The sequence below is a fragment of the Lewinellaceae bacterium genome (genome assembly GCA_020636105.1).
GTDB lineage: Bacteria > Bacteroidota > Bacteroidia > Chitinophagales > Saprospiraceae > BCD1.
Genome location: JACJYL010000001.1, coordinates 1,800,912 through 1,824,612 on the forward strand (window position 1 = coordinate 1,800,912; position 23,701 = coordinate 1,824,612).

The window sequence follows — 23,701 nt, forward strand, 5'->3', positions numbered from 1 at the left end:
AAAAATGACTAAAAATACGTGGCTGATTACCTTGCTGGTGGTGCTCAACCTGGTTTCCCTCGGCGCTTTGTGGTTTTCAAAAGACAGAGAACATAAGCAGATGACCAAAGAGGATCACAAGGCTATGCTCCACAAGGTTTTTAAAGAAGAGCTCGGTCTGGATGAAAAACAGCAGGTCGCCTTCGCTGATCTGACCAACGAGCATTTCCAGAAAAGAAAAGATCACGTCAAAGCCATCCGTGAGAAAAAACGCGAATTACTGGAAGCCGTTGCAGCCGAAACAGAAGATACCATCGCCATAAATGCGCTGGTCAATGAAATAACAAGCCTCGAAAGAGCCAATGAAGAATTTTTTATCGAACATTTTCGAAATTTAAAAGCCGTTTGCACTCCCGAGCAACAGAAAAACCTGGCCAGGGTGTTTCTCCGGGGTATGCGACCACACGGATCTCCGGACCATGAAAAGGAATAACAGGAGTTCCACCATTCTTTAACATATTTAAAAACTTATTTGACATGAAGAAATTATTTTTTATGTTGCCGGCAATGTTGCTGGCAACCCAGGTAGCTTTTGCCCAGCAGGGAGCACCCCAGCATCCTCAACCTAATCCGGAACTGCATAAAGCTATGCAAGCGTATATCGAAAAAAATGTACAGCCTGTTTTGCTTAAAGCTCAAAAAGACTTTGACGCTAAATTAAGTGCCGAAGATTTATCCTTTATCAAGGAAAAACGCGCCCAGGCAACCGAAAAAAAGGAACAGATGAAGGCCAATCACCAAAAGGCCATGGAGCTCAAAAAAGAAGGCAAATCCAAAGAGGAAATCCATGAGGTACTGGGGATCAACCGGGAAGATTGGATGGAAGCCGGAAAAGCACAAAGAGAAGCCATGAAGGCCTTTATGGATCGTAACCAGGAAACTGTCAAGTCAAGCATGGAAGCCCTGAAGCCTTCTTACAAAACATGGATCGAAGAAGAAAAGGCTATCATTGATAAATACATGCCTGAGAACAAAGCCCCGGAAAATGGTGATGAGGCAGCAATGAAAAAGCATCACGGCCCCGGCATAGGTTTATTCGGCATTGCTCCTCCGCGTCCTTTCGGCGATTTCAAAAAAGGCGGAGATAAAAAAATGCACCCGGATGGCAAGAAATGGGACAACAACAAGAAACGTCCTGAGGGCAAGAAAGGGGATCATACAAATGAAGGTCAGGGTCAAAAAAGCAAAGAAGGCATGCACCGTGGTCAGCATAACAATGGCCGCCTTGCCATGGAGTTTGTGCTCTGGGACGGCAAATTGCCTGCTGCGCTGGAGGTTAATGGGGATTTTCAACCTTTAAAAACAGACAACGCCAGGGACATTTTTTCACTTCAGAATTATCCGAACCCGGCCAATGGCATCACGAAAATTTCTGCCGAATTGCCTAAGGAAGTTAAATTGGTGAAAATTACTTTGCGCGACGCTTCCGGAAAAACAGTGAAAGACCTGAGTTTCAAAAATGCAACCAAAGGCGCCAACCAGTTTGACATTGATGTGAGCAGTCTGCCGGAAGGCTTATACTTCTATACTTTTGACGCAGATGGTCAGAAGACGACTAAGAGAATGGTTGTCGGTAAATAAAATTATTAGTCCAATTTTGTTTATATAAACCCAGGGGATTTTCTTACAAATTTTGAAAATCAGTCCCAGTATTCAAAAAAATCCGTTTTTACCCGTTTTACCCGTTCAATCCGTGTCCCTTTTATTCCCGGTTATAGTGGAATGGAACGCAGATTGAACGGATTTTAAGGGTTTAAACGGATTTTTTTTCGAAAGTCTCCTGTATTATTTAGCCACCTTGGCAAAAGCTGCCGCTGCATCAAAAGCTTCAGCGTCTGCTCCTACCCTTAATATTTCCACTTTTTCCATTACATCTCCCTGGCGAATAGCATCCACGACTTCCTGTCCTTCAACTACATGTCCAAAAACAGCATGATTGCCGTCCAGCCAATCCGTAGCGACATGAGTGATAAAAAACTGGCTGCCGTTGGTATTCCGGCCGGCATTGGCCATAGATAAAACACCGGGGCCTGTATGTTTCAGATCAGGGTGGAATTCATCCTTAAAGTTATAACCCGGACCTCCCATACCTGAACCCTGTGGGCATCCTCCCTGTATCATAAAATTGGGGATGACACGATGGAAAGTCAGTCCGTCGTAATAAGGCTCTCCCGGAGGACGTTGATTATTGTCCTGAGTACCTTCGGCGAGGCTTACAAAGTTACCGACCGTTCCCGGCGCTTTTTCATGCTCAAGACGTATAGTGATGTCTCCTTTATTCGTAATGAATTTAGCGTAAATTCCGTTTTCCATTATAATTTATTTTTATTTTCTACGAAGGTAAAGGAATGAACCGTTTTTTAAAAATTTTTTACCATTAAGAGCTGGTTACTGGTTGCTGGTTGGGCTACTAAGAACTGCCAACTCAATACGGGTACTTCCAACTGAAAACTCCAGCCTCCTGGCTAAACCCTACTTCCGCTTCCGGCTAAAACGACTCTTTCCATCCACTTTTCCTGTCGGACTTTCCCCCTTCCTCCTGCCTGGACGAGGGGCCTCCTTAGATTTTCGGCCTTTAGCGGTAACCGGGCTGGCTTTTACCGTTTCCTTTTTACCTTCTTCCAACAATTTTTTGATCAGGTCAGGGCGTCTCATCTCCTTGAGTTTGGAAAGAATCTGCCCACGATTTTCTTTTTTATACCAGAAGAAAAACAAATGCTGATTCTTTTTCTCTTTTTCGGTTTTAGCCGTATAAACAGGGCGAAGGGTGTAGGGATGCAACCCTGTATAATAAATGATCGTCGCAACCGTCATGGGTGTTGGCGTAAAGTCCTGCACCTGTTCCAGGCGGAAGCCCATATCTTTGGTCTCGCCAGCCAGGTTGGCCATCTCCTCCTCGGTACTTCCGGGGTGGCTGGAAATAAAATAAGGAATCAGGGGCTGGTTGAGGCCGTGTTTTTTATTGAACTTCTCGTATTTTTCTTTAAAGCTGTGAAAATGCTGAAAGGAAGGTTTACGCATGACTTTCAGGGTCTCGTCGGAAGTATGCTCAGGAGCGACTTTCAACCTGCCTGAAATATTGTTACAAACCACATGCTCCAGGTATTCATCCAGGGAGTCATTTCCTTTTTTGTTGAAGGATTTGGTCAATAAGTCATAACGAATACCGCTGCCGATAAAGGCTTTTTTGATATCAGGATGAGTTTCAACCTTTTTGTACAACTCCGTCATCTGGGAGTGATCCGTATCGAGGTTTTCACAGATGACCGGATGGATACAGGAAGGCGCCACACACCTGTCACAGATGGAAAGATCCTTTCCTTTCATTTTGTACATATTGGCCGATGGGCCACCGAGGTCGCTGATGTACCCTTTAAACCCGGGCATTTTAGTCACCTCATCCACCTCTTTCAGGATAGATTCTTCTGACCGGCTGGCAATAAACTTACCCTGGTGAGCCGAGATGGTGCAAAAACTACATCCTCCAAAACAACCCCGGTGCATATTGATCGAGAACTGGATCATCTCCCATGAAGGGATAGCCCCGCGTTTATCGTATTTGGGATGAGGCGCCCTGGCATAAGGCAGGTCAAAGGAAGCATCCATCGTTTTTTCATCCATCACCGGGAAAGGTGGATTGATCACCAAAAAATCGTCCCCAACTTCCTGGACAATGCGGTTGGCGTAAGATTTATTGGACTCCTGCTCCACATGCTTGAAATTGGCCGCAAAAGCCCGCTTGTCCTCCAGACAAACTTCATGAGAAGATAATTTTATGGTTTCCCATCTTTTATCTTTGGGAACGCCTTCCGATTTCGGCCTCAAAAAAGCCGTTTGCAGAATGGAATGAATGGAATGAAAAGGCACTCCTTTGTCGAGCAATCGCAACAATTCCCGTAACGCCTGCTCGGCCATTCCATAAAGCAGCAAATCAGCGCCGCTGTCCTTTAAAATGGTAGGCTTCAACTGATCAGACCAGTAATCGTAGTGCGTAACCCTGCGCAGGGAAGCTTCAATGCCCCCCAGCACTACAGGTGTATCAGGATAGAGTTCCTTTAATATTTTGGAATAAACCGTCGTGGCATAATCAGGACGGTAACCGGCCTCTCCCCCCGGTGTATAGCCATCGGTGGATCGTCTTCTTTTCCCGGCGGTATAATGGTTGATCATAGAATCCATATTGCCGGAAGTGACGCCAAAAAACAAACGGGGTTTTCCCATTTTTTTGAAGTCACGCAAATCATCCCGCCAGTTGGGCTGGGGCACGATAGCGACCCGGAATCCTTCTGCCTCGATGATCCTGCCGATGACAGCAGCCCCATAAGAAGCATGATCTACATAGGCGTCACCGCTAACGATGATCACGTCGAGTTCGTCCCAGCCACGCTGAAGCACCTCCTTCCTGGTTATGGGTAACCATTTATTTATGTCCGATTGAGTATTCATTGGTGCAAAGATATGCTATAAAAGGTTAAAGACTAAAGACAAAAGTTTAAAGTTTTGATTTACAGGCAACAAAGAGTGCCATTACTCACAAGATGACCCTTTTTTGACCTGGCTTCACCGCCATGCTAAGAGGTCGCCTCAATCTCACGAATCTGTACATGGGCCGCTGTGCATTTCCATTTCTCACCATAATCATTACTTTTTCTTCCCGCCCAAACTCTTATCCCCGAACCCTTCTACACCTGCCTACTGTCGAAGAAAGGTAGGTTTTACATTAAAAATTTTACATTTTACATTAAAAAACCCTACTTTCCCCTTCTGAAATAAAACGAAAATCCACCACCTTGATCTGGATCATTTTACAATTGCTGATCATCATTACCATGCCCTGGGCCGGAAAAGTATTGCACAAAAAACCCTTTTTCAGCCAATGGATGAGTCCCGTCGTGTTTTGTTACGGCATCGGCATTATTATTCGCAACCTGAATCTGTTTCCCCTGGATGAGCATCTTTCCAATTACATCACCCAGGGTACCATTATCCTGGCCATTCCGCTATTGCTGTTTTCCACCAAAATACTGAAATGGTTGAAATATACTGGCAAAGGTCTGTTATCCTTTGGGCTTTGTGTCATTAGTGCCTTGCTGGGGTCCACCTTAGCCTGGTACACTTTAGGCGATACCGTATCGGATCCGGGCCGTTTATCGGGCATGCTGGTTGGCATCTATACCGGCGGCACCCCCAATATGCAAGCCATCGGGATGGCGTTGAGGGCCTCGCAGGAAGACATCATCCTCGTCAATGCGGCAGATATGCTCATGGGCGGCGCCTATCTCGTTTTTTTGAGTACTATCGCCCACAGGGTGCTCAAGGGTATTTTGCCCGATTTTGAGGCCGGCGCGGAAGGGAATCCCGAACCAACATTTTCAGCCCACAAAAAATTCAACCTAAAACATAGCCTGACTGGCGTTGGACTTAGCCTCATCATTGCAGCCATTGCCATTACCATTCCTTTGCTGATCTTTGGCAATATGGACCACATTGCTTTGATCATCCTTGGGCTGACCACTTTCAGCATAATGGCGGCCTTTATTCCTGCCGTCCAAAACCTGGAAAGCACCTTCGAAACGGGAGATTACCTATTGCTCATGTTCTGCGTGGCACTCGGGCTGCTTGCCGACTTCTCCGCCATTTTCGAGAAAGGGGCCGATCTCATTCTCTATGCAGGAGTCGCTATGTTTTCCAGCATATTACTGCATTTTTTGTTCGCCAAAATATTCAAAATAGACCGGGACACCTTCATTATCACCTCCACCGCCGGTATTTTCGGACCTGTTTTCATCGGGCAAATCGCCGCAGTCCTGGGCAACCGAAAATTGGTATTCACCGGCATAACGCTTGGCTTACTAGGTTACGCGATAGGTAATTTCCTGGGAATAGGGCTGGCGGAATTGTTGAGGATGTTGTAGAAGCGGGTACTTTTGGCCGTATAAACAGGCTGGTGATAAGTCCTTCAATATTTAAACACAAACATTTTGACGATATTCTCAAAAGTGTAGGAAGGGAATCGGTTGTTTTGTTTTTAAAAGCCGTAATTTTGGCCTCAATTAAAAAAACAAAAAGATGCTGACTGCCATTTCACCTATTGATGGAAGGTATTATTCCAAAGTAGAAGCGCTGAGTAATTATTTTTCTGAATTTGCCCTGATCCGCTACCGCGTTTTTGTGGAAATTGAATATTTCATCGCCCTTTGTGAAATTCCCTTGCCACAGCTGGCAGATGTTCCCTTGGAAAAACTGGAACAACTCCGGGGCTTTGTGGATGAATTTGAATTCGAATACGCAGAGCGTGTCAAGGAAATTGAAAGAACCACCAACCACGACGTTAAGGCAGTAGAGTATTTGGTCAAGGAATTTTTTGACCAGGTAGGGCTGGAAAAATACCGCGAATTTGTTCACTTCGGACTCACCTCCCAGGACATCAACAACACCGCTTTTCCCCTAATGCTAAAAGGCGCACTGGAAAATGTTTGTTTCACTGCCTTTGATGATTTACACGAGTTATTGTACAACCTGGCGACCAAATGGCTCCATGTGCCTATGCTGGCACGCACTCACGGACAACCCGCCTCTCCGACCACCGTCGGTAAAGAACTCCAGGTTTTCGTGGAGCGCCTAAATGTTCAGTTTGCCCAACTTGAAAATATTTCCCAAAAGGCAAAATTTGGCGGAGCCACCGGCAACTTTAATGCCCACTACGTCACTTATCCCGACATCCAATGGATTGATTTTGCCGACGACTTTGTCCGGGACAAACTTGGACTGGAACGCTCCCACCCTACTACTCAAATTGAACATTATGACAACCTGGCCGCCATCTTCCACGCCCTGATTCGCATCAATACCATTTTGATCGACTTGTGCCGCGATGTGTGGACCTACATTTCCATGGATTATTTCAAGCAGGAAACCATTGCCGGGGAAATTGGTTCTTCTGCCATGCCCCATAAAGTAAACCCGATCGATTTTGAAAATGCCGAAGGCAACCTTGGACTGGCGAATGCCCTGTTTGGACACATGGCGGAAAAATTGCCGGTTTCCCGCCTTCAAAGAGATCTGACGGACAGTACCGTTTTACGAAATATTGGCGTGCCTATCGGACACACCCTCATTGCCCTAAAGTCCATTTTGAAAGGATTGCAAAAATTATCCCTGAATTATGGGAAGGTGGAACGGGATCTGGATAAAAACTGGGCCGTTGTGGCCGAAGCTATTCAAAACATCCTCCGCCGGGAAGGTTTTGACAAGCCATACGAAGCCTTAAAAGATCTGACCCGGGGCAAAGAATCCATTTCCAGGGAAGACATCACGGCCTTTATTGAAAACTTATCCGTCAGTGAGGCCGTTAAGGAAGAACTGAAACAAATAAATCCGAGAAATTATATTGGCAAGGGAGTGTAGTGATTGAATTATTTTGGTTTAATATTCACCCACATTTTCCAGGGGTTGTTTTACAACCTGGAAAGACTTGGGTAAGCGTAGGAGCTGGAAGTAGCCAACTGTGACCATCGGGAATGTGTAAAAAGTCTATTTTTTCAGGCTTCCACCATTCATTTTCTATAATATTTTAGAAAAAATGAGCCTTGCCTGCTCTGTGACGGAAGGCAGTTTTTTACACAACCAAATAAAAAAAACTAAAAAAAATCTTGGAAAAGAGATTAAAGTAATTGTATATTTGCAGCGCTTAAGGCAAAACGGAGGATGAAAGAATCCTTTTTAAGCGACAAAATGCGAATGTAGCTCAGTTGGTAGAGCACGACCTTGCCAAGGTCGGGGTCGCGGGTTCGAGTCTCGTCATTCGCTCAAATGCTAAAGGGTTTGAGTGTGATTAACAGTGTGAAACTATCGCACTTATCTCACTCAAACCTTTTTTTTTAGGGGTTTTAAGTCTAATGTTTGTAAAAACATGCCCGGGTGGTGGAATTGGTAGACACGCCGGACTTAAACAAATTTGTTCTTTGGATTTAGAACAAAAAAATTGAGTGCCCAAGGGGAAATCCTTGGAGTAGAACTTCTCAAATTCGGGGAAACCTTCATGCTTTTTTAAGTATTGGCAATCCCGAGCCAAGCCTTCGAGAAATCGTTGGAAGGTGTAGAGACTAAACGGGAAGCATCTAAGTTTCGAGTATTATCGGAATACGATGAAGAGATAGTCCAGACCACAAATTCTGAGTGATCAGAAGCAACGAAAGTTGTAGTAGGTAAGAAAATCCTGTGTCCTTCGGGACGTGCGGGTTCAAGTCCCGCTCCGGGTACAAAGACTTGAAATTAAAAGCCTTCTCATAAATTTGAGGAGGCTTTTTTTATTAAAACAAAAAAAATGAACGATAAAGTAGCTGTCATCACAGGTGGGAACGGAACATTGGGCAGTGCCTTCGCCAAAGGATTGGCGGAAGCGGGAGCAACGGTTTTTATTCTCGGAAGAAATGCTGAGAAATCTGCCCAAAAAGTCCTTGAATTCAAAGAGATGGGACTTGATATACAAGCTATAACCTGTGATGTGCTCGACGAAAACTCCGTAAACAATGCCGTAAAAACGGTATTGGAAATAACAGGCAGGGTGGATATTTTAATCAATGGAGCCGGCGGGAATATGCCGGGCGCCACCATCATGCCCGACCAATCGGTTTTTGATATTTCCATTGACCAATTCCGAAAAGTGAGTGACCTTAATTTAGTCGGTACGGTTATTCCTTCGATTGCCTTTGCCAAACCGATGGTTAAGCAGGGCAAAGGATGTATCATCAATGTTTCCTCTGTGGCTGCAGCCTTACCCCTGACGAGGGTGGCAGGATACGCAGCCTCCAAGGCTGCCGTGGACAACTTTACCCGCTGGATGGCAGTGGAAATGGCCAACAAATACGGCGAAGGAATTCGCGTTAATGCCATCGCCCCCGGTTTTTTCATCGCGGAACAAAACCGTTCTTTATTATTGAATGAAGATCATTCTTTGACAGACAGGGGAAAAACCATTATCAGCCAAACCCCAATGAAAAGATTTGGAACGCCTGATGACCTGATCAGCACCATCCTCTGGCTTTGTGACGATCGCTCCGCTTTTGTTACGGGGATCGTGGTGCCTGTTGATGGAGGATTTACTGCTTTTGCCGGGGTGTAAAAGATAAAGTAAGGCGATAATGAAAAATAAAAAAAAAGCTTAACCTGCCTGGCAAAAAGCGGGTTACAGCGCGGACCGACAAATAATTATTCTAACAACATTACTTTTTTCATTATTCCATCATGCCATCTAAAATTTCAATGGAACCATCTTTCCGGTAAGTGATCACAGCCACTTTGATGCTTCGCAGATGAGTGACCCCTCCTGACAGTTTGCTGTCGTGATGAAAAAGATACCATTTACCCTTAAATTCACAAATGCTATGGTGGGTTGTCCAGCCGACCACCGGTGTCATGATCACTCCACCGTAAGTGAACGGACCATAAGGATTATCCCCAATGGCATAACACAACAAATGGGTATTTCCCGTGGAGTAGGAAAAATAGTATTTCCCATTATATTCGTGCATCCACGCCGCTTCGAAAAATCTTCGGTTGTGATCCCCAGCTTTCAGCGGTTCACCGAACTTATCGAGGATCACCAGATCTCTGGGGGCTTCTGCAAATTCCAGCATATCGTCAGTCATTCTGGCCACTTTCGGGCAAAGGGCCGGGGCATCATCAGCCGGTTCGCCGTCATCTTCCAAATAGGCTCCCGTTTTGTAGCGTTGCAGCTGTCCCCCCCAAAGTCCGCCAAAGTACATGAAATGATGTCCTGATTTTTTTTCATAAAAAACCGCAGGATCAATGCTAAAACTATCTTTGATCCAATGGGGCTGAGCCACGAAAGGACCTTCGGGGCGATCCCCCACTGCTACGCCAATATGAAAAATATCGTCATAGTCTTTTGCTGGAAAGTAGAAATAATACTTCCCATTTTTGAAAGCGGCATCGGGCGCCCACATCTGCCGTTTGGCCCAGGGGACATCATCAATGTCAAGCGCGACCCCGTGATCGGTTACTTCCCCATCGATCCCATCCATGGAAAAAACATGGTAATCCCTCATGCCAAAGTGGTCGCCATTATCATTGAATGGAATACCGGCATCAATATCGTGGGAAGGATAGAGGTAAACTTTCCCATTAAAAACATGTGCGGAAGGATCTGCCGTATATATATGTTTGACGAGATGTCTCACTTTTTCTTTCATGGTTCTTTTGTTTTGTTCCCCATTAAAATAAGGCTGTCCACTGCCGGCTTCGGAGAATTATCCCGGTTAAATAAAAGCGGATAATCACTGCGTCCTGCTATGGGCCAGTAGTTACGCCAGGTTTGTGCATCATTCACTCCCCAGGTGGTTACCCGCGTGATCTTATCCTGGTGTTTTAATAAAATTTTAAAAATGGAAATGAACCGGTCATTCAAAGCTACCGACATTGAATCGGGCAAACCATTTGGGAAAGGATTCATTTTTTCCTGGTATTCCGCCGACAGGGATACATCGGCAGAAACCCTTTCGCTGGGCCAGGGCAAAACCGTCACATCAAGTTCGGTGATCATTATCTTGCCCAGTGTCGACAACAACATCAGGCTGTTTTCAAAATCTTCTAAATCCGGAGCATCCATATTTAAGTGCCCCTGCATTCCAATGCCATCTACTTTGATGCCTTTAGCCTGCATGGATTTGACCATCTCATAGACCGCTTTGCTTTTTACAGGGCTGGACAAATTGTAATCGTTGTAATACAATTCAGCATCGGGATCTGCTTTGGCGGCGGCTTTGAAAGCTATCTCAATCCAGTCCGGACCGATGATCTTATAAAACTTACTTTCACGTATCGTTCCGTCATCATTGATGGCCTCATTGACAACATCCCAACCTTTTACTTTGCCTTTGTAACGTCCCATAACGGCAGCAATATGGCTTTCCAAACGTTGGATCATTTCGTCTCTGTCCACATCATTCCCGTTTTCATCCACAAAAAGCCAGTCTGGCGTCTGGGAATGCCAGGCCAGGGTATGGCCCGTGATAAACATGTCGTTTTTTTCACCATAAGCCACGAAGGCATCTGCATCCTCCCAGAAATAGCGGTCCTTTTCAGGGTGGATGTTGACCGATTTCATACAGTTTTCTGCTACAATAGCATTAAAATGAGTCCTGATAATCGAGTCCGTTACAGGATCTTTCTCGTATATCTGGTCCAGATTCAAAGCCGTACCCATGTAAAACTTAGCCGCAAAAGCATCCTTTAATCCCTTTGGTGCAGCAGGTTCAATGGGCTCATTTCTACATGAAAACAAAAGACCTAAAATGATAAAAGTGATTAAATACCTCATCTTATTTATTTTTTGATTGATAGAAATCAGCGCGATAATCATTCATTCAATTAGGGGTTCAAATGGTTCAAAGAGTTCAAATGGAGTGCAACGACATACCGACATTTCATGTACAGCACAGGTTTTCGTGCCGTCAGGGCGGGAGGGTTCACCGTATTCCTTATTCTTGTTCAGGCTTTTCCTTTAGGAAAAATTTAATTTCTTCTGGCCAAAAGATCCTGCTCAATTTGGGTTTCCATCTTTTTATTGATCTCGTAAAAAAACAAAAGGGCCACGCCAATCAAAAAAGGAATGGAGGGATAAACACTTACCAATAGCTTGATTCCGTGGACAGCCGAGTCTGGTTGAGTAATGATTTGGTCTGCAACAGCGGAATCGTTCGGAATATAGTGGGACCATCCCAAGATGGAAGTGAGCAGGGCTCCTCCAATACTCAATCCGGTTTTCAGGCCCACCATCATTGCAGAAAAAATGATGGCCGTTGCGCGCCTGTTGTTTTTCCATTCTGAATAATCCGCCACATCCGCTATCATCGCCCAAAGGATGGGAATCGTAACTCCGTAGAAAAATCCATGCATTATTTGTGCGCCGAACATCATGCCCACCGACTTTGGTGGAAACAAGTAAAAAGCCAAAATAAAAAGGGTGGAATTAAATAAAGCTATGCCAAAAACATCTCGTTTACCATATTTATCGGCCAATCTTTTTGAAAGGGTAATCCCCACGATCATAAAAATAATCCCTCCCCCATTGAACAGCCCGAAGCCTGCAGATACGGGGTCTTCGCCTAAAAAGTTGACTCCGATTCCCGAGAGGAAGGTCAAAACAGGTTGGATAAATTTGGTCAGAGTAGCCTTATCTACATAATTTTCAAAATAATAAACATACGATCCGCCTTTCATGGCAAGGGTAATGAAAACCAGTATCGTGAGAAAAAGCATGATTATCCAGGGCTTGTTTTTGAATAAGTCAGACAGGTCCTCCTTCAGACTGGACTTTTGTTCCGGTGAAGGGACAATGCGCTCCCGGGTGGTAAAAAAGGTGATCAACAACATGATGGTTCCAATGATGGCCAGGTAGGTCATTACCTTTTCGATCCCAATCGCCTTATCTCCTCCGCCTACACTCAGGATCAACGGGTACATAAAAACTTGTACAAAGAATTGAGCAAACATCACCGCAACGAAGCGATAGGAAGATATGCTGTTTCGCTCGCCCATATCTCCCGTAATTACTCCACTCAGGGAGGCATAAGGCAAATTGTTGGCAGCATACAATAACAACAACAATGCGTAAGTCACGATCGCATAAATGAACTTCCCTTTGTATGAAAAATCTGGCGTACTGAATGCCAGTAATGCCACTACGCCCAATGGAAGGGCGGTAAACAAAATCCATGGGCGGAATTTTCCCCAACGGCTGTAAGTCCTGTCTGCCAAAGCTCCGATAATCGGATTAAACCCAAAAGCAGCGATCAGTCCTACCGTCAATATAATGATCGATGAATCTTCTGCGGTGAGCCCGTAAATATCCGTGTAAAAAAATGCGAGATAGGTGATCAGGGTCTGGAAAACAAGGTTAGCGGCAAGGTCACCAAGCGAATAGCCGATTTTTTCTTTAACGCTGAGTTTTGGTAAAATTGTGTTTTTCATCTGCTGCCTTTTCGTTTTAATGGAACACCATGAATATGATGTTGCCAATGGTTGTTAAAAGAACGCTCAAAAAATTGCAATCGATTGCGTTATTCAGGTAAATCTAATTAATATCCATGAAATTCCACATGGATCAATCATTTATTTTGGATTTTTCTTAAAAAAACCTCTTGATAAAAATGTTAAAAAATAAGCCGTTAAGGAACTGGCAAAATCAAATGATAAGCCAATCTTTTTTAGTATTTTAGCCGAAATTATTGTTGGCGATCGTTCATTTAAAACCAATCGAATATGACAGATCAGACAAAGGCAAATCTGACAAAAGATTCCATTACCGTTCAATCTCCGGGGAGAATCAATATCATTGGTGAACACACAGACTACAATGACGGATTTGTATTTCCGGCGGCAGTTGACAAGATGGTTAAGGTACACATGAAACGCAATGGGTCTGAACAAACGGCCAACATCAAGGCTGACAATTTCAACGAAACCCATACAATGGATCTCCACCGATTCTCCCCCATCGCCCCGGGATGGCAGAATTACGTGATGGGAGTCATTTCCGAATTGCAAAAATTGGGCGCCAACATAAAAGGGTTTGATGCCAGTTTCAGTGGAGATGTGCCTCTTGGCGGCGGCATGAGTTCTTCTGCAGCCCTGGAATGCAGTTTTGCCCTGGCACTCAATGAATTGTTTGACCTCGGGTTGAGTAAGGATCAGATGATCAAAGCTTCCCAAATGGCGGAGCATCATTTTGTGGGTACAAAATGCGGCATCATGGACCAGTTTGCCAGCATGATGGGAAAAAAAGACCAGGTCATTTTGCTCGATTGCAGAACGCTGGAATATCAATATTTTCCCCTTGAACTTGGTGAATACCAATTGTTGTTACTCAACACCAACGTTTCTCACAGCCTGGCTTCTTCAGAATACAACACACGGAGCGCTGAATGTGAAACGGGGGTCGCCCATTTAAAAAAGATATACCCGGGCATCAAAAACCTTCGGGATATCAGCCTGCAACAACTGGAAGATAACAAATCGGCACTGGAGGAAATCATTTTCAGACGTTGTCATCATGTAGTATCTGAAAATGAAAGGGTATTACGGGCGGCTGAAGCCATGCAGCAGGGAGATCATAAATTGCTGGGGGAACTCATTTACCAGTCGCATTTCAGCCTGCAACATGATTATGAGGTGAGTTGCCCCGAACTGGACTTCCTGGTGAAACAAACGCTCGATAAGGATTATGTTTTGGGAAGTCGGATGATGGGCGGAGGTTTTGGCGGCTGTACCATCAGTATCCTCCGAAAAGATAAGCTGGACTCTTTCACCCAATGGATAGCCAAAAGTTATCACGATAAGTTTGGCATTGAGGTTACCCCGATTTCTGTATCTATCGGAGATGGAACAAAAGCCATTTATTAAACCGAAAAGTTAAGAACACTTGGCGGAAAAGCGAGCATTTAAAATTATTGATCCTGCAATGAACCTTCATCCAAAATTTGGCCATGTTATCTTTTTGCTTTTTTTAACGGGTTTAACCTCCTTTTGGGCTTGCAATCCACAGGACAATGGAAAAGACATCAATCTCCCTGAAAATCATTCTTCCGCTTTTGCAGGAACCGAAAGTTGTATCTCCTGCCACCAGCAGGAATACCTTAGTTGGAAAGGTTCCCATCATGACCAGGCAATGAAAATGGCGGATTCAGTGACTGTTTTAGGGAATTTCGACAATGCTACCTTTGTTCACAAAAAGATAACGACCCGCTTTTTCAAAAAAGGAAATGATTTTTATGTCAATACGCCCGGTCAGGACGGAAAGCCCCATGACTATAAAATTATTTACACTTTCGGATTCTTCCCTCTTCAACAGTACATTGTCTCCTTCCCAAACGGCGCCTACCAGTGCCTGGATATCGCCTGGGACAGCAAAGACCACCAATGGTTCCACCTCCAACCCGATATGAATCTTCAGCCGGATGAATGGATCCACTGGACGGGCGGGGGCATGCGCTGGAATACGGCTTGTGCCGATTGCCATTCAACGGATTTACGTAAAAATTTCGATGATGCTTCCAATACTTTTAACACCACCTTTAGTGAAATCAATGTAGCCTGCGAAGCTTGTCATGGACCGGCAGGGTTTCATGTGGGTTATTATAAAAAAACCGGTGATACCCTTGGCGGAAAAATCCCAAAACTTAAAATGAATTCCTCTTTGCCATCAAAAAATTTGGTAGATGAATGTGCCAGGTGCCACTCGAGAAGGGGGCAACTGACCGCTTATTATGATTATACCGGAAATTTTTTAGATCACTATGATCCTCAATTAATTACGCAAGGGCTCTATGAAGCTGACGGCCAAATACTCGATGAAGATTACGTTTACGGCTCTTTTACTCAAAGTAAAATGTACCACAATGGGGTTTCATGCCGGGATTGTCACGACGTACATTCGTTGAAGTTAAAAAAACCCGGCAACGCACTTTGCCTGGAGTGTCATACCACTAAAGACTATAATAGCCCGACCCATCATTTTCATCAAGCCGACACCGAGGCCAGTCAGTGCATCAACTGCCATATGACAGGACGTTACTATATGGGCAATGACTTCCGCCGAGACCACAGTTTCAGGGTTCCGCGTCCCGACCAAACGGTTGCTTATGGCACACCCAATGCCTGTAATAATTGTCATATCGATCAAAGTGCCCAATGGGCGAGCAACTTCATTGTTGAAAAATACGGCCGCAAACGTCCGGAACACTTTTCGGACTTATTGCTGAGTGGCCAAAACGGGAATCGGGGAGCATTAAAACAATTGATCGGGGATACACAATACCCGGATATTGCCAGGGCAACTGCCCTCAACTATTTTGCAGCCGGCTTAATTCCGGAAGATATGGATGAAATAAGGTTGTTTTTAAAAGATAGCTCAGCCCTCGTCAGGAAAGAAGCGGTCAATGCCTTGAATGGAACAGGCGGCAATTTCACCTCCCTGCTGCTCCCGCTGCTCAAAGATGAATCGCGATTGGTCAGAATCGCAGCGGCCAGGAATATGGTCATGTCGGGAACAGCCGAGGCCGACATAGATGGCTTTGAAGCGGCTCATCAGGAATACCTGAACAGTTTAAAAATCAACGCAGATTTCGCCACCGGTCAGCAAAACCTGGCCCTCTATTACGAAGCTAAAGGAGAGACCAATCAAGCGATTGCCGCTTACCGTAAAGCAATCAATAAGGATGGCTTTTTTAATCCGGCCCGAATGAACCTGGCCCTTCTGCTTTACCGCAATGGAATGGTAAAAGAAGCTGAAGCACTTTACCTGAAGGTAACGGAACAGGAACCGGATTTCAGCTATGCGTTTTATATGCTCGGACTGCTTTATAATGAAACGGGAAATAGGGAAAAAGCGAAAGAATACATGCAAAAATCCTGTAGTAAAAACCCTCCCAATCTACGGGCCTTTTACAATTATGCCTTGTTGCTTCAGCAAGAAAAATCAAACCAGTCCTCTGTTGACATACTCAACAAAGGACTGGAAATCTTTCCGGAGAATGAGCAATTGCTCTACGTGAAACTACTTGGAGAGATGAAGCTTGATCAAAAAAAAGAAGCCTTAAAGACCTGTCAGTTACTCCTCAAGATATCTCCTGACAATACAGAATATCGTCAGGTACTGCAAAGGTTGACAGGCCGGTAAAAAGAAATATGATTCTTACACTATCCTTTCACTACCCGCTTAAAGGTTTGAACTTTCCCATTTTTATAGGATAAATAATATATGCCGGCCGGAAGGTTACTCAAATCAAATGTATGTACATTTAATCCCTTCTCTACCACGATTTTTGCTTCCATTAATTTCCTTCCTGCAACATCTGTCAAAGAGAAATTTCCAGGTCCTGTGGCGGAAGCCAATATTTGAATCGTTAATTGGTCTTTGACAGGATTTGGGAAGATATTTAAAATACCTTCTTCCCCGTCTTTTCTTTCAATGTTGATTATATTGGAATAATGTTCCCTACCGTCAAAATCAATGGTTTTTAAACGATAAAACCCCTTAAACAAGGGAGCATTATCCCGCAATTGATAACTCACAGGGTGATTACTGTTCCCCGCGCCATTTAACTGTCCAATGGTTTCGAAAAAATTGATTTCGTCTGTCGAGCGTTCAAGGACATGCACTTTGGTATTGACTTCAGAAGCGGTAATCCATTCCAGCAAATTGTACTTTTCCATCTCTTTTCCTGAAAAAGAAAGGAGTTCGACCGGAAGTGCAACACCACCTGGTGCGCCGCCACCGCCGCCACCGCCAAAAAATCCGTCCACCAAAAACTCGGCATAATGTTGTCCGTTATACATCCCATGTGTCCAGGAAGTGGTACTCGGCGCTCCGTGGTACAATTCTATACCATCGGCATTTGAAAGGGAACCAACGGAAAAAGGATCTGAGCCGTTATTTATGGTAAAAAATCTCAAATCGGTATGTCCTGACAACGGTGTACCTGCCTGGTTGACGATTTCTGCATTAATAGCCTCGTACTCTTCCGTAGTATAATAAAACCTTACCCCAACCGCACCTATCGGATCCGTCGTCGGGGATACGGACCATTTTCTTTTCATAAATGCTGCCCCCATGCCATTGTCCACCAAATTCCCGGGAACCGAAGGCACCCAGAAGGCATCAGAAGCGCCATCGGGGTCAATCGTTACCCCATCATTGGGAATAATAGCTCCGGTACTTCCTATTTTCAATGAAAGTAAAATTTCGTTATTGGAGGAATGGAAAAAATGTGTCCATGCCCCGTCAATACAGGAAGAATCAGAGGTAATGGATAATGAAGAGGCGGGCACAACCGGAAAGTATCCCTCATCGGCCACCTCGATACAAAAATGCCCAATCGAATCATTTCCGCCATCCACTTGAATGTAATAAAAAGCACCTTGAGTTAAACAATTTAAAGATAAAACCGACATAGTGCCTGGACTTACTACCGTACCATTATCCTGATCACACCCTAATTGACTGTTTAATGTATTTAAATCCGAACACTCAAACCCGACGCCCTCTCCATAAACGGTAATTTCCGTATCGCCGATATCTCCGGGAGCTATATCTGTGGTGATGGTCACCCTGCCAGAAGGAGGCGCTGCAAAAGAAAACCACACGGAATTAGTGATGCCCGCAGAGCAATTTCCAACAGGTTCATAAGTTTCTACCGTAGCATAAATATTGGAATAGATGTCCCCTGAACAGGGGGTTCCGAGGATCAACGGAGTGGCATTGCACAAGTCATTATTCTCCGGTGGAGGAGGCTGAATCTTAAAATTATCCACAAAAAAGTCATAATTCTCCAAATCCTCCACCGAGCCTTCATTTACATAAAAAGCAAAAACGGCCGTAGCACTTGTCAGGGCACTGATATCCACAAAAATGTTGTCGCCAACGTTAGAGGGCGTATTATTGACATCCCAGGAATGAATAGTAGTCCAGTTGCCCCCTCCATCCGTAGACTGCATTAACAATACCTGGTCATCAGACCCCATGTCAGAAGGTAGTGTGTTGCCATTGCCTGTTACGGCAACGTCCACGTTCAAAATGAAACCTCCTGCGGTCAGGTCGAATGTCGGTGAAATAAGCCAATCTTCATCATCGTTCTTCCAAATATTGAATTTTATAGCGCCTGTTTCTCCATTATTGGCAAAACCATCGGCTTTCCATCCGGAAACACCAGTTGTGGTTGGACCGGACAATGGCCCTTTTCCTACTTCCCAGCAATTTGGAAGAAAGGTTGAAAAATCCTGTGCATAATCAGGAACATAAACTCCGCACAAAGTTGTAAAGGTGAAGGGACCTACCCAATTACTTTGCCCTACCCCTCCGCTGGCTTCACAATCAGTCCTTACATAAAAATCATAACTCGTTTCAAAAGCTCCTTCCGACCATTGGAATGGATTTGTATCGACATCTTCATAGGTCGGAATACCCGTAGGCGAAAATCCTGATGCGCCAATTTCTATATCCCAATGGGTAGCCGTACCGTTTTCTGTCCAGCCGAGATTTGCCCCTAAAGAGGTAATTGTGGTGGCGATCAATGTTGAGGGCGCGGCACATTCAGGAGGAAGGGTACAAGAGAATGTCGCTTCCCAACCAGTGCTGGTAGTCGCTCCATCAGATCTAAACCAAAAGGTCAAACATCCATTTGGTGCAGTAGAGGTAACCGTTGCCGGGGAGGTGGTCCCGTAGTAGGATCCGGCAGGACAGTTAATGGTATCAATACCCACCCCCAGCCCGCTGGCGATGATGGGATCCGTAATGGCAGCTCCATTGTAAACGACCATTCCGTCAAAGCCATATTCTGTATTAAAACTGGTAAATACGGTAGTTATTACGTCCCCTCCCATAGTTGGGCAGACAGTAGTTTGGATACTTTCATCATTTGAATATTCCCCTGTGGATCCTCCTGTGTCATACCAATTATCGCCACATCCGGGAAGCGTAGTAAAGGTAAAAGGCCCCGCCCAGCTACTTTGTCCTGTTCCTCCATCGGCCTCACAATCAGATCTTACATAAAAATCATAACTCGTATTAGAATCTGCCCCTGTCCAGTGGAATGGGTTGGTATTAACATTATTAAACGATGGCACTCCGGTTGGTAAAAAACCCGCCGGAACTATTTCTAAATCCCAAAGACCGGCAGAACCGTTTTCTGTCCAGCCGAGATCCGCACCTGAACCGTTAATATTTGTTGCTGTCAAGGGAGAAGGGGGCAAACAATCCGGGTTCGGCAAACAAGCAAAAGTCACTTCCCAGCCGGAATCAGTGGTGGCCCCATCGGATCTAAACAAAAAGGTCAAACACCCATTAGCTGCAGTGGACGTCACTATACCGGGGGAGGTTGCTCCATAGAAAGATCCTTCAGGACAAGTAGTGGGATCCTCTCCGGCGGGAAGTCCGCTGGAAATAATGGGATCCATGATGCTATTCCCATTGTAAATGACCATTCCGTCAAAGCCGCTTTCTGTCATAAAGCTGGCAAAGTCGGCACTGATCACTTCCCCTCCTACATCGGGGCAAACCGTCGTTTGAATACTTTCATTATCAAAATAATCTGCTCCTGCCCCACCTGTATCATACCAGGAGTCACCGCATCCGGGAAGCGTGGTAAAAGTAAAAGGACCTACCCAACCACTTTGCCCTATGCCGCCATCGGCTTCACAATCAGCTCTCACATAAAAATCATAACTCGTGGGAGAAGTTGCCCCTGTCCATAGAAATGGATTGGTATTTATATCATTTTGCGTTGGAATGCCGCTTGGTGGATTGCCTGATAAAACAATCTCCAGATCCCAGGACATGGCTGACTCACCTTCTGTCCAGCCCAGCGTTGCCCCCGTGTTGGTAATATTAGTGGCGGTTAATTCAGAGGGAGCAGGACATGTCGGGCAATTTGCTGTTATTGTTCCGGAAGTAATATTCGTTCCGGTTGCGGCTGCGGCTTCATTGCCATCATTATCCAGTATTCTGTAAGAGGTTTCATAGCCATATTGTCCGCCTCCGTTCCAAAGGGTGGTGATGTCATCTCCGTAGGTTACCGGAAAAATCAAAATGGCCTGGTAGCCATTAATTATGGTTACATCATCCAAAACGACAATACCGTTAACCAAAACATCCATAGTATTTCCATTCCAGCCATCTCCAAAAACATCATTCATTTCAAGAGAATAATTGCATTGACCAAAAGCATTTTGCCCAAAAGCAATCCCTAAAACTGCTACGAGTAATAATAAAAATTTATTCATGTTCAATTATCTGTAATTTAAAAATGAGCAGTTTTAATTTATAACCCAATCCGGGAAAGAAAATTAAGGAGAAAACGTGTTGGAAAAGTGGAAATATTACACGCGCATCCAAAATAGACAATAAGAATTTACGGTACTCTATCTTTCTTGAAATATATTTTTTAATACGCCCTTTTTTACTGCCCCGCCTTACAGGCTTTTATGCTCGTTTGAAAAATACGGATCAAATTCCTGGCATCTTCCACATTTTGCATCCTGATCAAAAAGGAATTCTGGTAATCTCCAGGCTCTCCGTTTTTATAGTATTTTATGTTCTTTGCCCCTCTTTTCGAAGGAATCTCCACAGACAAGGTTTTCCCTGAAATTTTAAACCGGACAGCTTCCTCGTCAAGGTCTATCAAATTAAATTCATAAACTTCCCGGGTATCTTCTTTTTTGCCCTGCTCAATCGTGGTAAACTGCCACTTACAATCTGTCTCTTCGATCATTTTAATGGATTGTTCAAGATTGCTTTCAACTTTATCAGACAATTTACCTGTTATCCATTCAAGATTATCTTTTGCTTTTTCAGCAGGCTCAAACCCTTTTTGGTCACCGCATAGTTTTACGGCTTCCGGTAAAATATAGGCCAGCATTTTAGCATTTTCAGTATTTGTAGCTAAAAAGGTTACATCATTGGTGTAATTCTGTAGTTCTCCGTTTTTAAAAGGTTGCACAAGTTTGTCTTTTCCTGTATCGAATGCCACGGAAATTTCTTTTCCTTTCACCTTGATCTCTATTGATTTTGGCTCAATGTCGATTAAATTAAATTTGGATTTCTCCTCTGATGGATCCCCTTTTGATTTTTGTTCAATAACGGTAAATTCAGTATTACAGGAAGCCTGGAGTGTTTGTGAAGTTTTATCCTCCCCTGAATGAATGTCCTTTAAATGATCTGTCAGCAATCCCAGGGCCTGGTCCAAAGAAGTAATCTCAGGATATTTGGCCTTATCAATGGGCGCACTTGCTTTAATGGCTTCTTCCAGTACTGACATCATACATTTGGCCTTTTCGAAATCATTGACCATAAATTTGACGCTGTTTGTGTAATTCCCCTGAGCTCCATCTTTTTCATAATAAATATATTTGAGATTGCCTTTGGTTTCCACTTCCACAAATACCTCAGTATCTTTAATTTCAAGGGATACCTTACGTTCATCCAGGTCGGTTAAGTTTATTTTCCAGTGTTCTTCCATCGTTTTCTTGCCGCGTTCCACGAGGCTGTATTCAATCATGGAAGAACCCTTTCCTTCAGTTTTGAAATGCTGATCGAACGTTGTTTCATTCACCGTAAAAGTCGAAATATTGTCCTGAAGCCAGGTCAGCCGTTCCTCGAAAGTAGCCGGGGCACAAACCGATTTTATTTCCCTGGCGAGCGGAATGGCTTCTTTAAGGAAAGATTCAAGCGCCCTTCCGTTATCTGCATCCAGGGCAACCAATTCCAATTCATTAATATATTTTTGCTGCTCATCTCCCTGGAATACTTTAATTAGCTTTTGCCGGTTTTCAATAAAAAAATTCACAACCATCATGTCCTTTTGATCCTCTACCTTGATGGTATTGAGATCAATATCCCTTAAACTAAACTCAAAGAGAATAGATTCTGTTCCTTTTTTCCCTTGCCTGTCCTGTATGTACGTAAGTTTATAAGGAAACTCCTGGTTCCATTTTAAGGTTTGGCGGTAAGTGTAGTTTTTTGTACTGACTTCCCGGAACAGATCCTTTGCGTTTTTTAATGCTTCTTCCAGGGAGGAACTTTCCTGTGCTGAGGCTCCCACAATAAAAACCAACATCAATACAACTGAAATAGAGAATTTTTTCATAAAAGATTTTTTTTAAGGTAATTCAACAGCGCTAAAGTAACAAGATTTAATCTTACATACAAAAAACGTAAAATACGGAGCACCGAATTCAATTGAAGATGCCTCCCTTTTTTGTTCCTCGTTTGTATGTATCGCCCTAAATGCCCGGGAGTTACTTCATACCTTTGAAAAGGGGAGGATTTTTTCGTAAATTGAAAGTTAATCCCCTTCACAAGGCTTTTATTCCTTTTATTTTATTGAAATTTGCCTTCTTAATAGCTGCCTGCAATAAATTAAGCTAACACCATGCAAAAATACGACTACCTGCTCTTCGATGCCGACAATACACTATTCGACTTCCAAACTTCCGAAGCCTTTGCGCTGGAACAGGCCCTCCAGGGATTGGGTATTGAATTTAACTATGGATATGTAGAGTCGTATCGCGTGATCAACCACGAAGTCTGGCGGGATTTTGAAAATGGGGAACTGGCCAAAGAGCACCTTCGGAATCGTCGTTTTGAATTATTTTTCATGGAACTGGGGATAAGGGCCGATGTGGACAGGGTGGCCAGGGAATACCTGGAGCATTTGAGTCAAAGTGCTTTTTTAATTCCCGGAGCAGAAGCACTCTTGGAGGAGGTGAGTAAAAACCATAAACTGGTTTTGGTCACCAATGGTTTAAAGGAAGTTCAACGCCCCAGGTTAAAAAAATCTACGATCGGGCATTATTTTGAAACAATCGTTGTTTCTGACGAGATTGGTCATGCCAAACCCGATGCTGCTTTTTTTGATTACGTATTCAATGAGATCGGTTTTCCCGATAAATCCAGGGTACTCATGATCGGAGATAATATCAATGCAGATATCCGCGGCGGGTTGGAGTACGGATTGGACAGTTGCTGGTATAATCCGGAAAAGAAATCCCTGGAAAACGGGATCAATCCCACCATGATCATACATCAAATCGGTCAATTGACTCGCTTCCTTTAAAAAAAAACGGTTCCCCGGAAAATCCGGAGAAC

Annotated in this window: 15 protein-coding genes and 1 tRNA gene; 9 read left to right on the forward strand and 7 right to left on the reverse strand. The window is 44.1% G+C overall.

Annotated features, from left to right (window positions below; translation table 11 throughout):
* The first annotated feature begins 4 nt into the window (after nt 1–4).
* Nucleotides 5–472, forward strand: coding sequence for a periplasmic heavy metal sensor (locus H6571_06635; protein MCB9323402.1), 468 nt, complete (start codon nt 5–7; stop codon nt 470–472).
* A 44-nt stretch (nt 473–516) separates the two neighbouring features.
* Nucleotides 517–1,620, forward strand: coding sequence for a T9SS type A sorting domain-containing protein (locus H6571_06640; GenBank protein ID MCB9323403.1), 1,104 nt, complete (start codon nt 517–519; stop codon nt 1,618–1,620).
* Nucleotides 1,621–1,824: 204 nt separating this feature from the next.
* On the opposite strand, the gene H6571_06645 is transcribed toward H6571_06640, so the two are convergent.
* Both H6571_06645 and H6571_06650 read right to left on the reverse strand, forming a co-directional pair.
* Nucleotides 1,825–2,352 (reverse strand): peptidylprolyl isomerase, encoded by a 528-nt coding sequence (locus tag H6571_06645; GenBank protein MCB9323404.1) that lies wholly within the window; start codon nt 2,350–2,352, stop codon nt 1,825–1,827.
* A 159-nt stretch (nt 2,353–2,511) separates the two neighbouring features.
* On the reverse strand, nt 2,512–4,485 hold the full coding sequence (locus H6571_06650; protein MCB9323405.1) for a YgiQ family radical SAM protein: 1,974 nt from the start codon (nt 4,483–4,485) through the stop codon (nt 2,512–2,514).
* A gap of 344 nt (nt 4,486–4,829) precedes the next feature.
* Between H6571_06650 and H6571_06655 the strand changes: the two genes are divergently transcribed.
* The 4 genes from H6571_06655 (at nt 4,830) to H6571_06670 (ending at nt 9,163) form a co-directional block, all read left to right on the forward strand.
* Nucleotides 4,830–5,954 (forward strand): DUF819 family protein, encoded by a 1,125-nt coding sequence (locus H6571_06655; protein ID MCB9323406.1) that lies wholly within the window; start codon nt 4,830–4,832, stop codon nt 5,952–5,954.
* Between the two features lie 154 nt (nt 5,955–6,108).
* A complete protein-coding gene (gene purB, locus H6571_06660; protein MCB9323407.1) occupies nt 6,109–7,446 on the forward strand; it encodes an adenylosuccinate lyase in 1,338 nt (445 codons plus the stop codon).
* Between the two features lie 329 nt (nt 7,447–7,775).
* A tRNA-Gly gene (locus H6571_06665) sits at nt 7,776–7,848 on the forward strand.
* Nucleotides 7,849–8,365: 517 nt separating this feature from the next.
* The gene (locus tag H6571_06670; protein MCB9323408.1) at nt 8,366–9,163 is read left to right on the forward strand and encodes an SDR family oxidoreductase; all 798 of its coding nucleotides are present in this window, start codon (nt 8,366–8,368) and stop codon (nt 9,161–9,163) included.
* Nucleotides 9,164–9,275: 112 nt separating this feature from the next.
* On the opposite strand, the gene H6571_06675 is transcribed toward H6571_06670, so the two are convergent.
* The 3 genes from H6571_06675 to H6571_06685 form a co-directional block, all read right to left on the reverse strand.
* Nucleotides 9,276–10,253 carry a glycoside hydrolase family 43 protein gene (locus H6571_06675; GenBank protein ID MCB9323409.1) on the reverse strand — a complete coding sequence of 326 codons (978 nt, stop codon included), beginning with the start codon at nt 10,251–10,253 and terminating at the stop codon, nt 9,276–9,278.
* The gene (locus tag H6571_06680; GenBank protein MCB9323410.1) at nt 10,250–11,380 is read right to left on the reverse strand and encodes an endo-1,4-beta-xylanase; all 1,131 of its coding nucleotides are present in this window, start codon (nt 11,378–11,380) and stop codon (nt 10,250–10,252) included. Before H6571_06680 ends, H6571_06675 begins: the two co-directional genes overlap by 4 nt.
* A 194-nt stretch (nt 11,381–11,574) precedes the next feature.
* Nucleotides 11,575–13,032 carry an MFS transporter gene (locus H6571_06685; GenBank protein MCB9323411.1) on the reverse strand — a complete coding sequence of 486 codons (1,458 nt, stop codon included), beginning with the start codon at nt 13,030–13,032 and terminating at the stop codon, nt 11,575–11,577.
* Between the two features lie 291 nt (nt 13,033–13,323).
* Between H6571_06685 and H6571_06690 the strand changes: the two genes are divergently transcribed.
* Together H6571_06690 and H6571_06695 are read left to right on the forward strand one after the other, a co-directional pair.
* On the forward strand, nt 13,324–14,463 hold the full coding sequence (locus H6571_06690; GenBank protein ID MCB9323412.1) for a galactokinase: 1,140 nt from the start codon (nt 13,324–13,326) through the stop codon (nt 14,461–14,463).
* Between the two features lie 58 nt (nt 14,464–14,521).
* On the forward strand, nt 14,522–16,738 hold the full coding sequence (locus H6571_06695) for a tetratricopeptide repeat protein (protein MCB9323413.1): 2,217 nt from the start codon (nt 14,522–14,524) through the stop codon (nt 16,736–16,738).
* Between the two features lie 20 nt (nt 16,739–16,758).
* Here the strand turns inward: H6571_06695 and H6571_06700 are convergent, their stop codons facing one another.
* Nucleotides 16,759–20,838 carry a T9SS type A sorting domain-containing protein gene (locus H6571_06700; GenBank protein MCB9323414.1) on the reverse strand — a complete coding sequence of 1,360 codons (4,080 nt, stop codon included), beginning with the start codon at nt 20,836–20,838 and terminating at the stop codon, nt 16,759–16,761.
* Between the two features lie 176 nt (nt 20,839–21,014).
* Entirely contained in the window at nt 21,015–22,700 is a 1,686-nt protein-coding gene (locus H6571_06705; GenBank protein ID MCB9323415.1) for a hypothetical protein, read from the reverse strand.
* 285 nt (nt 22,701–22,985) lie between these two features.
* Here H6571_06705 and H6571_06710 point away from each other — a divergent pair, with 285 nt between their 5' ends.
* Complete coding sequence (locus H6571_06710) at nt 22,986–23,669, forward strand: noncanonical pyrimidine nucleotidase, YjjG family (protein MCB9323416.1); 684 nt, start codon at nt 22,986–22,988, stop codon at nt 23,667–23,669.
* Nucleotides 23,670–23,701: the final 32 nt, after the last annotated feature.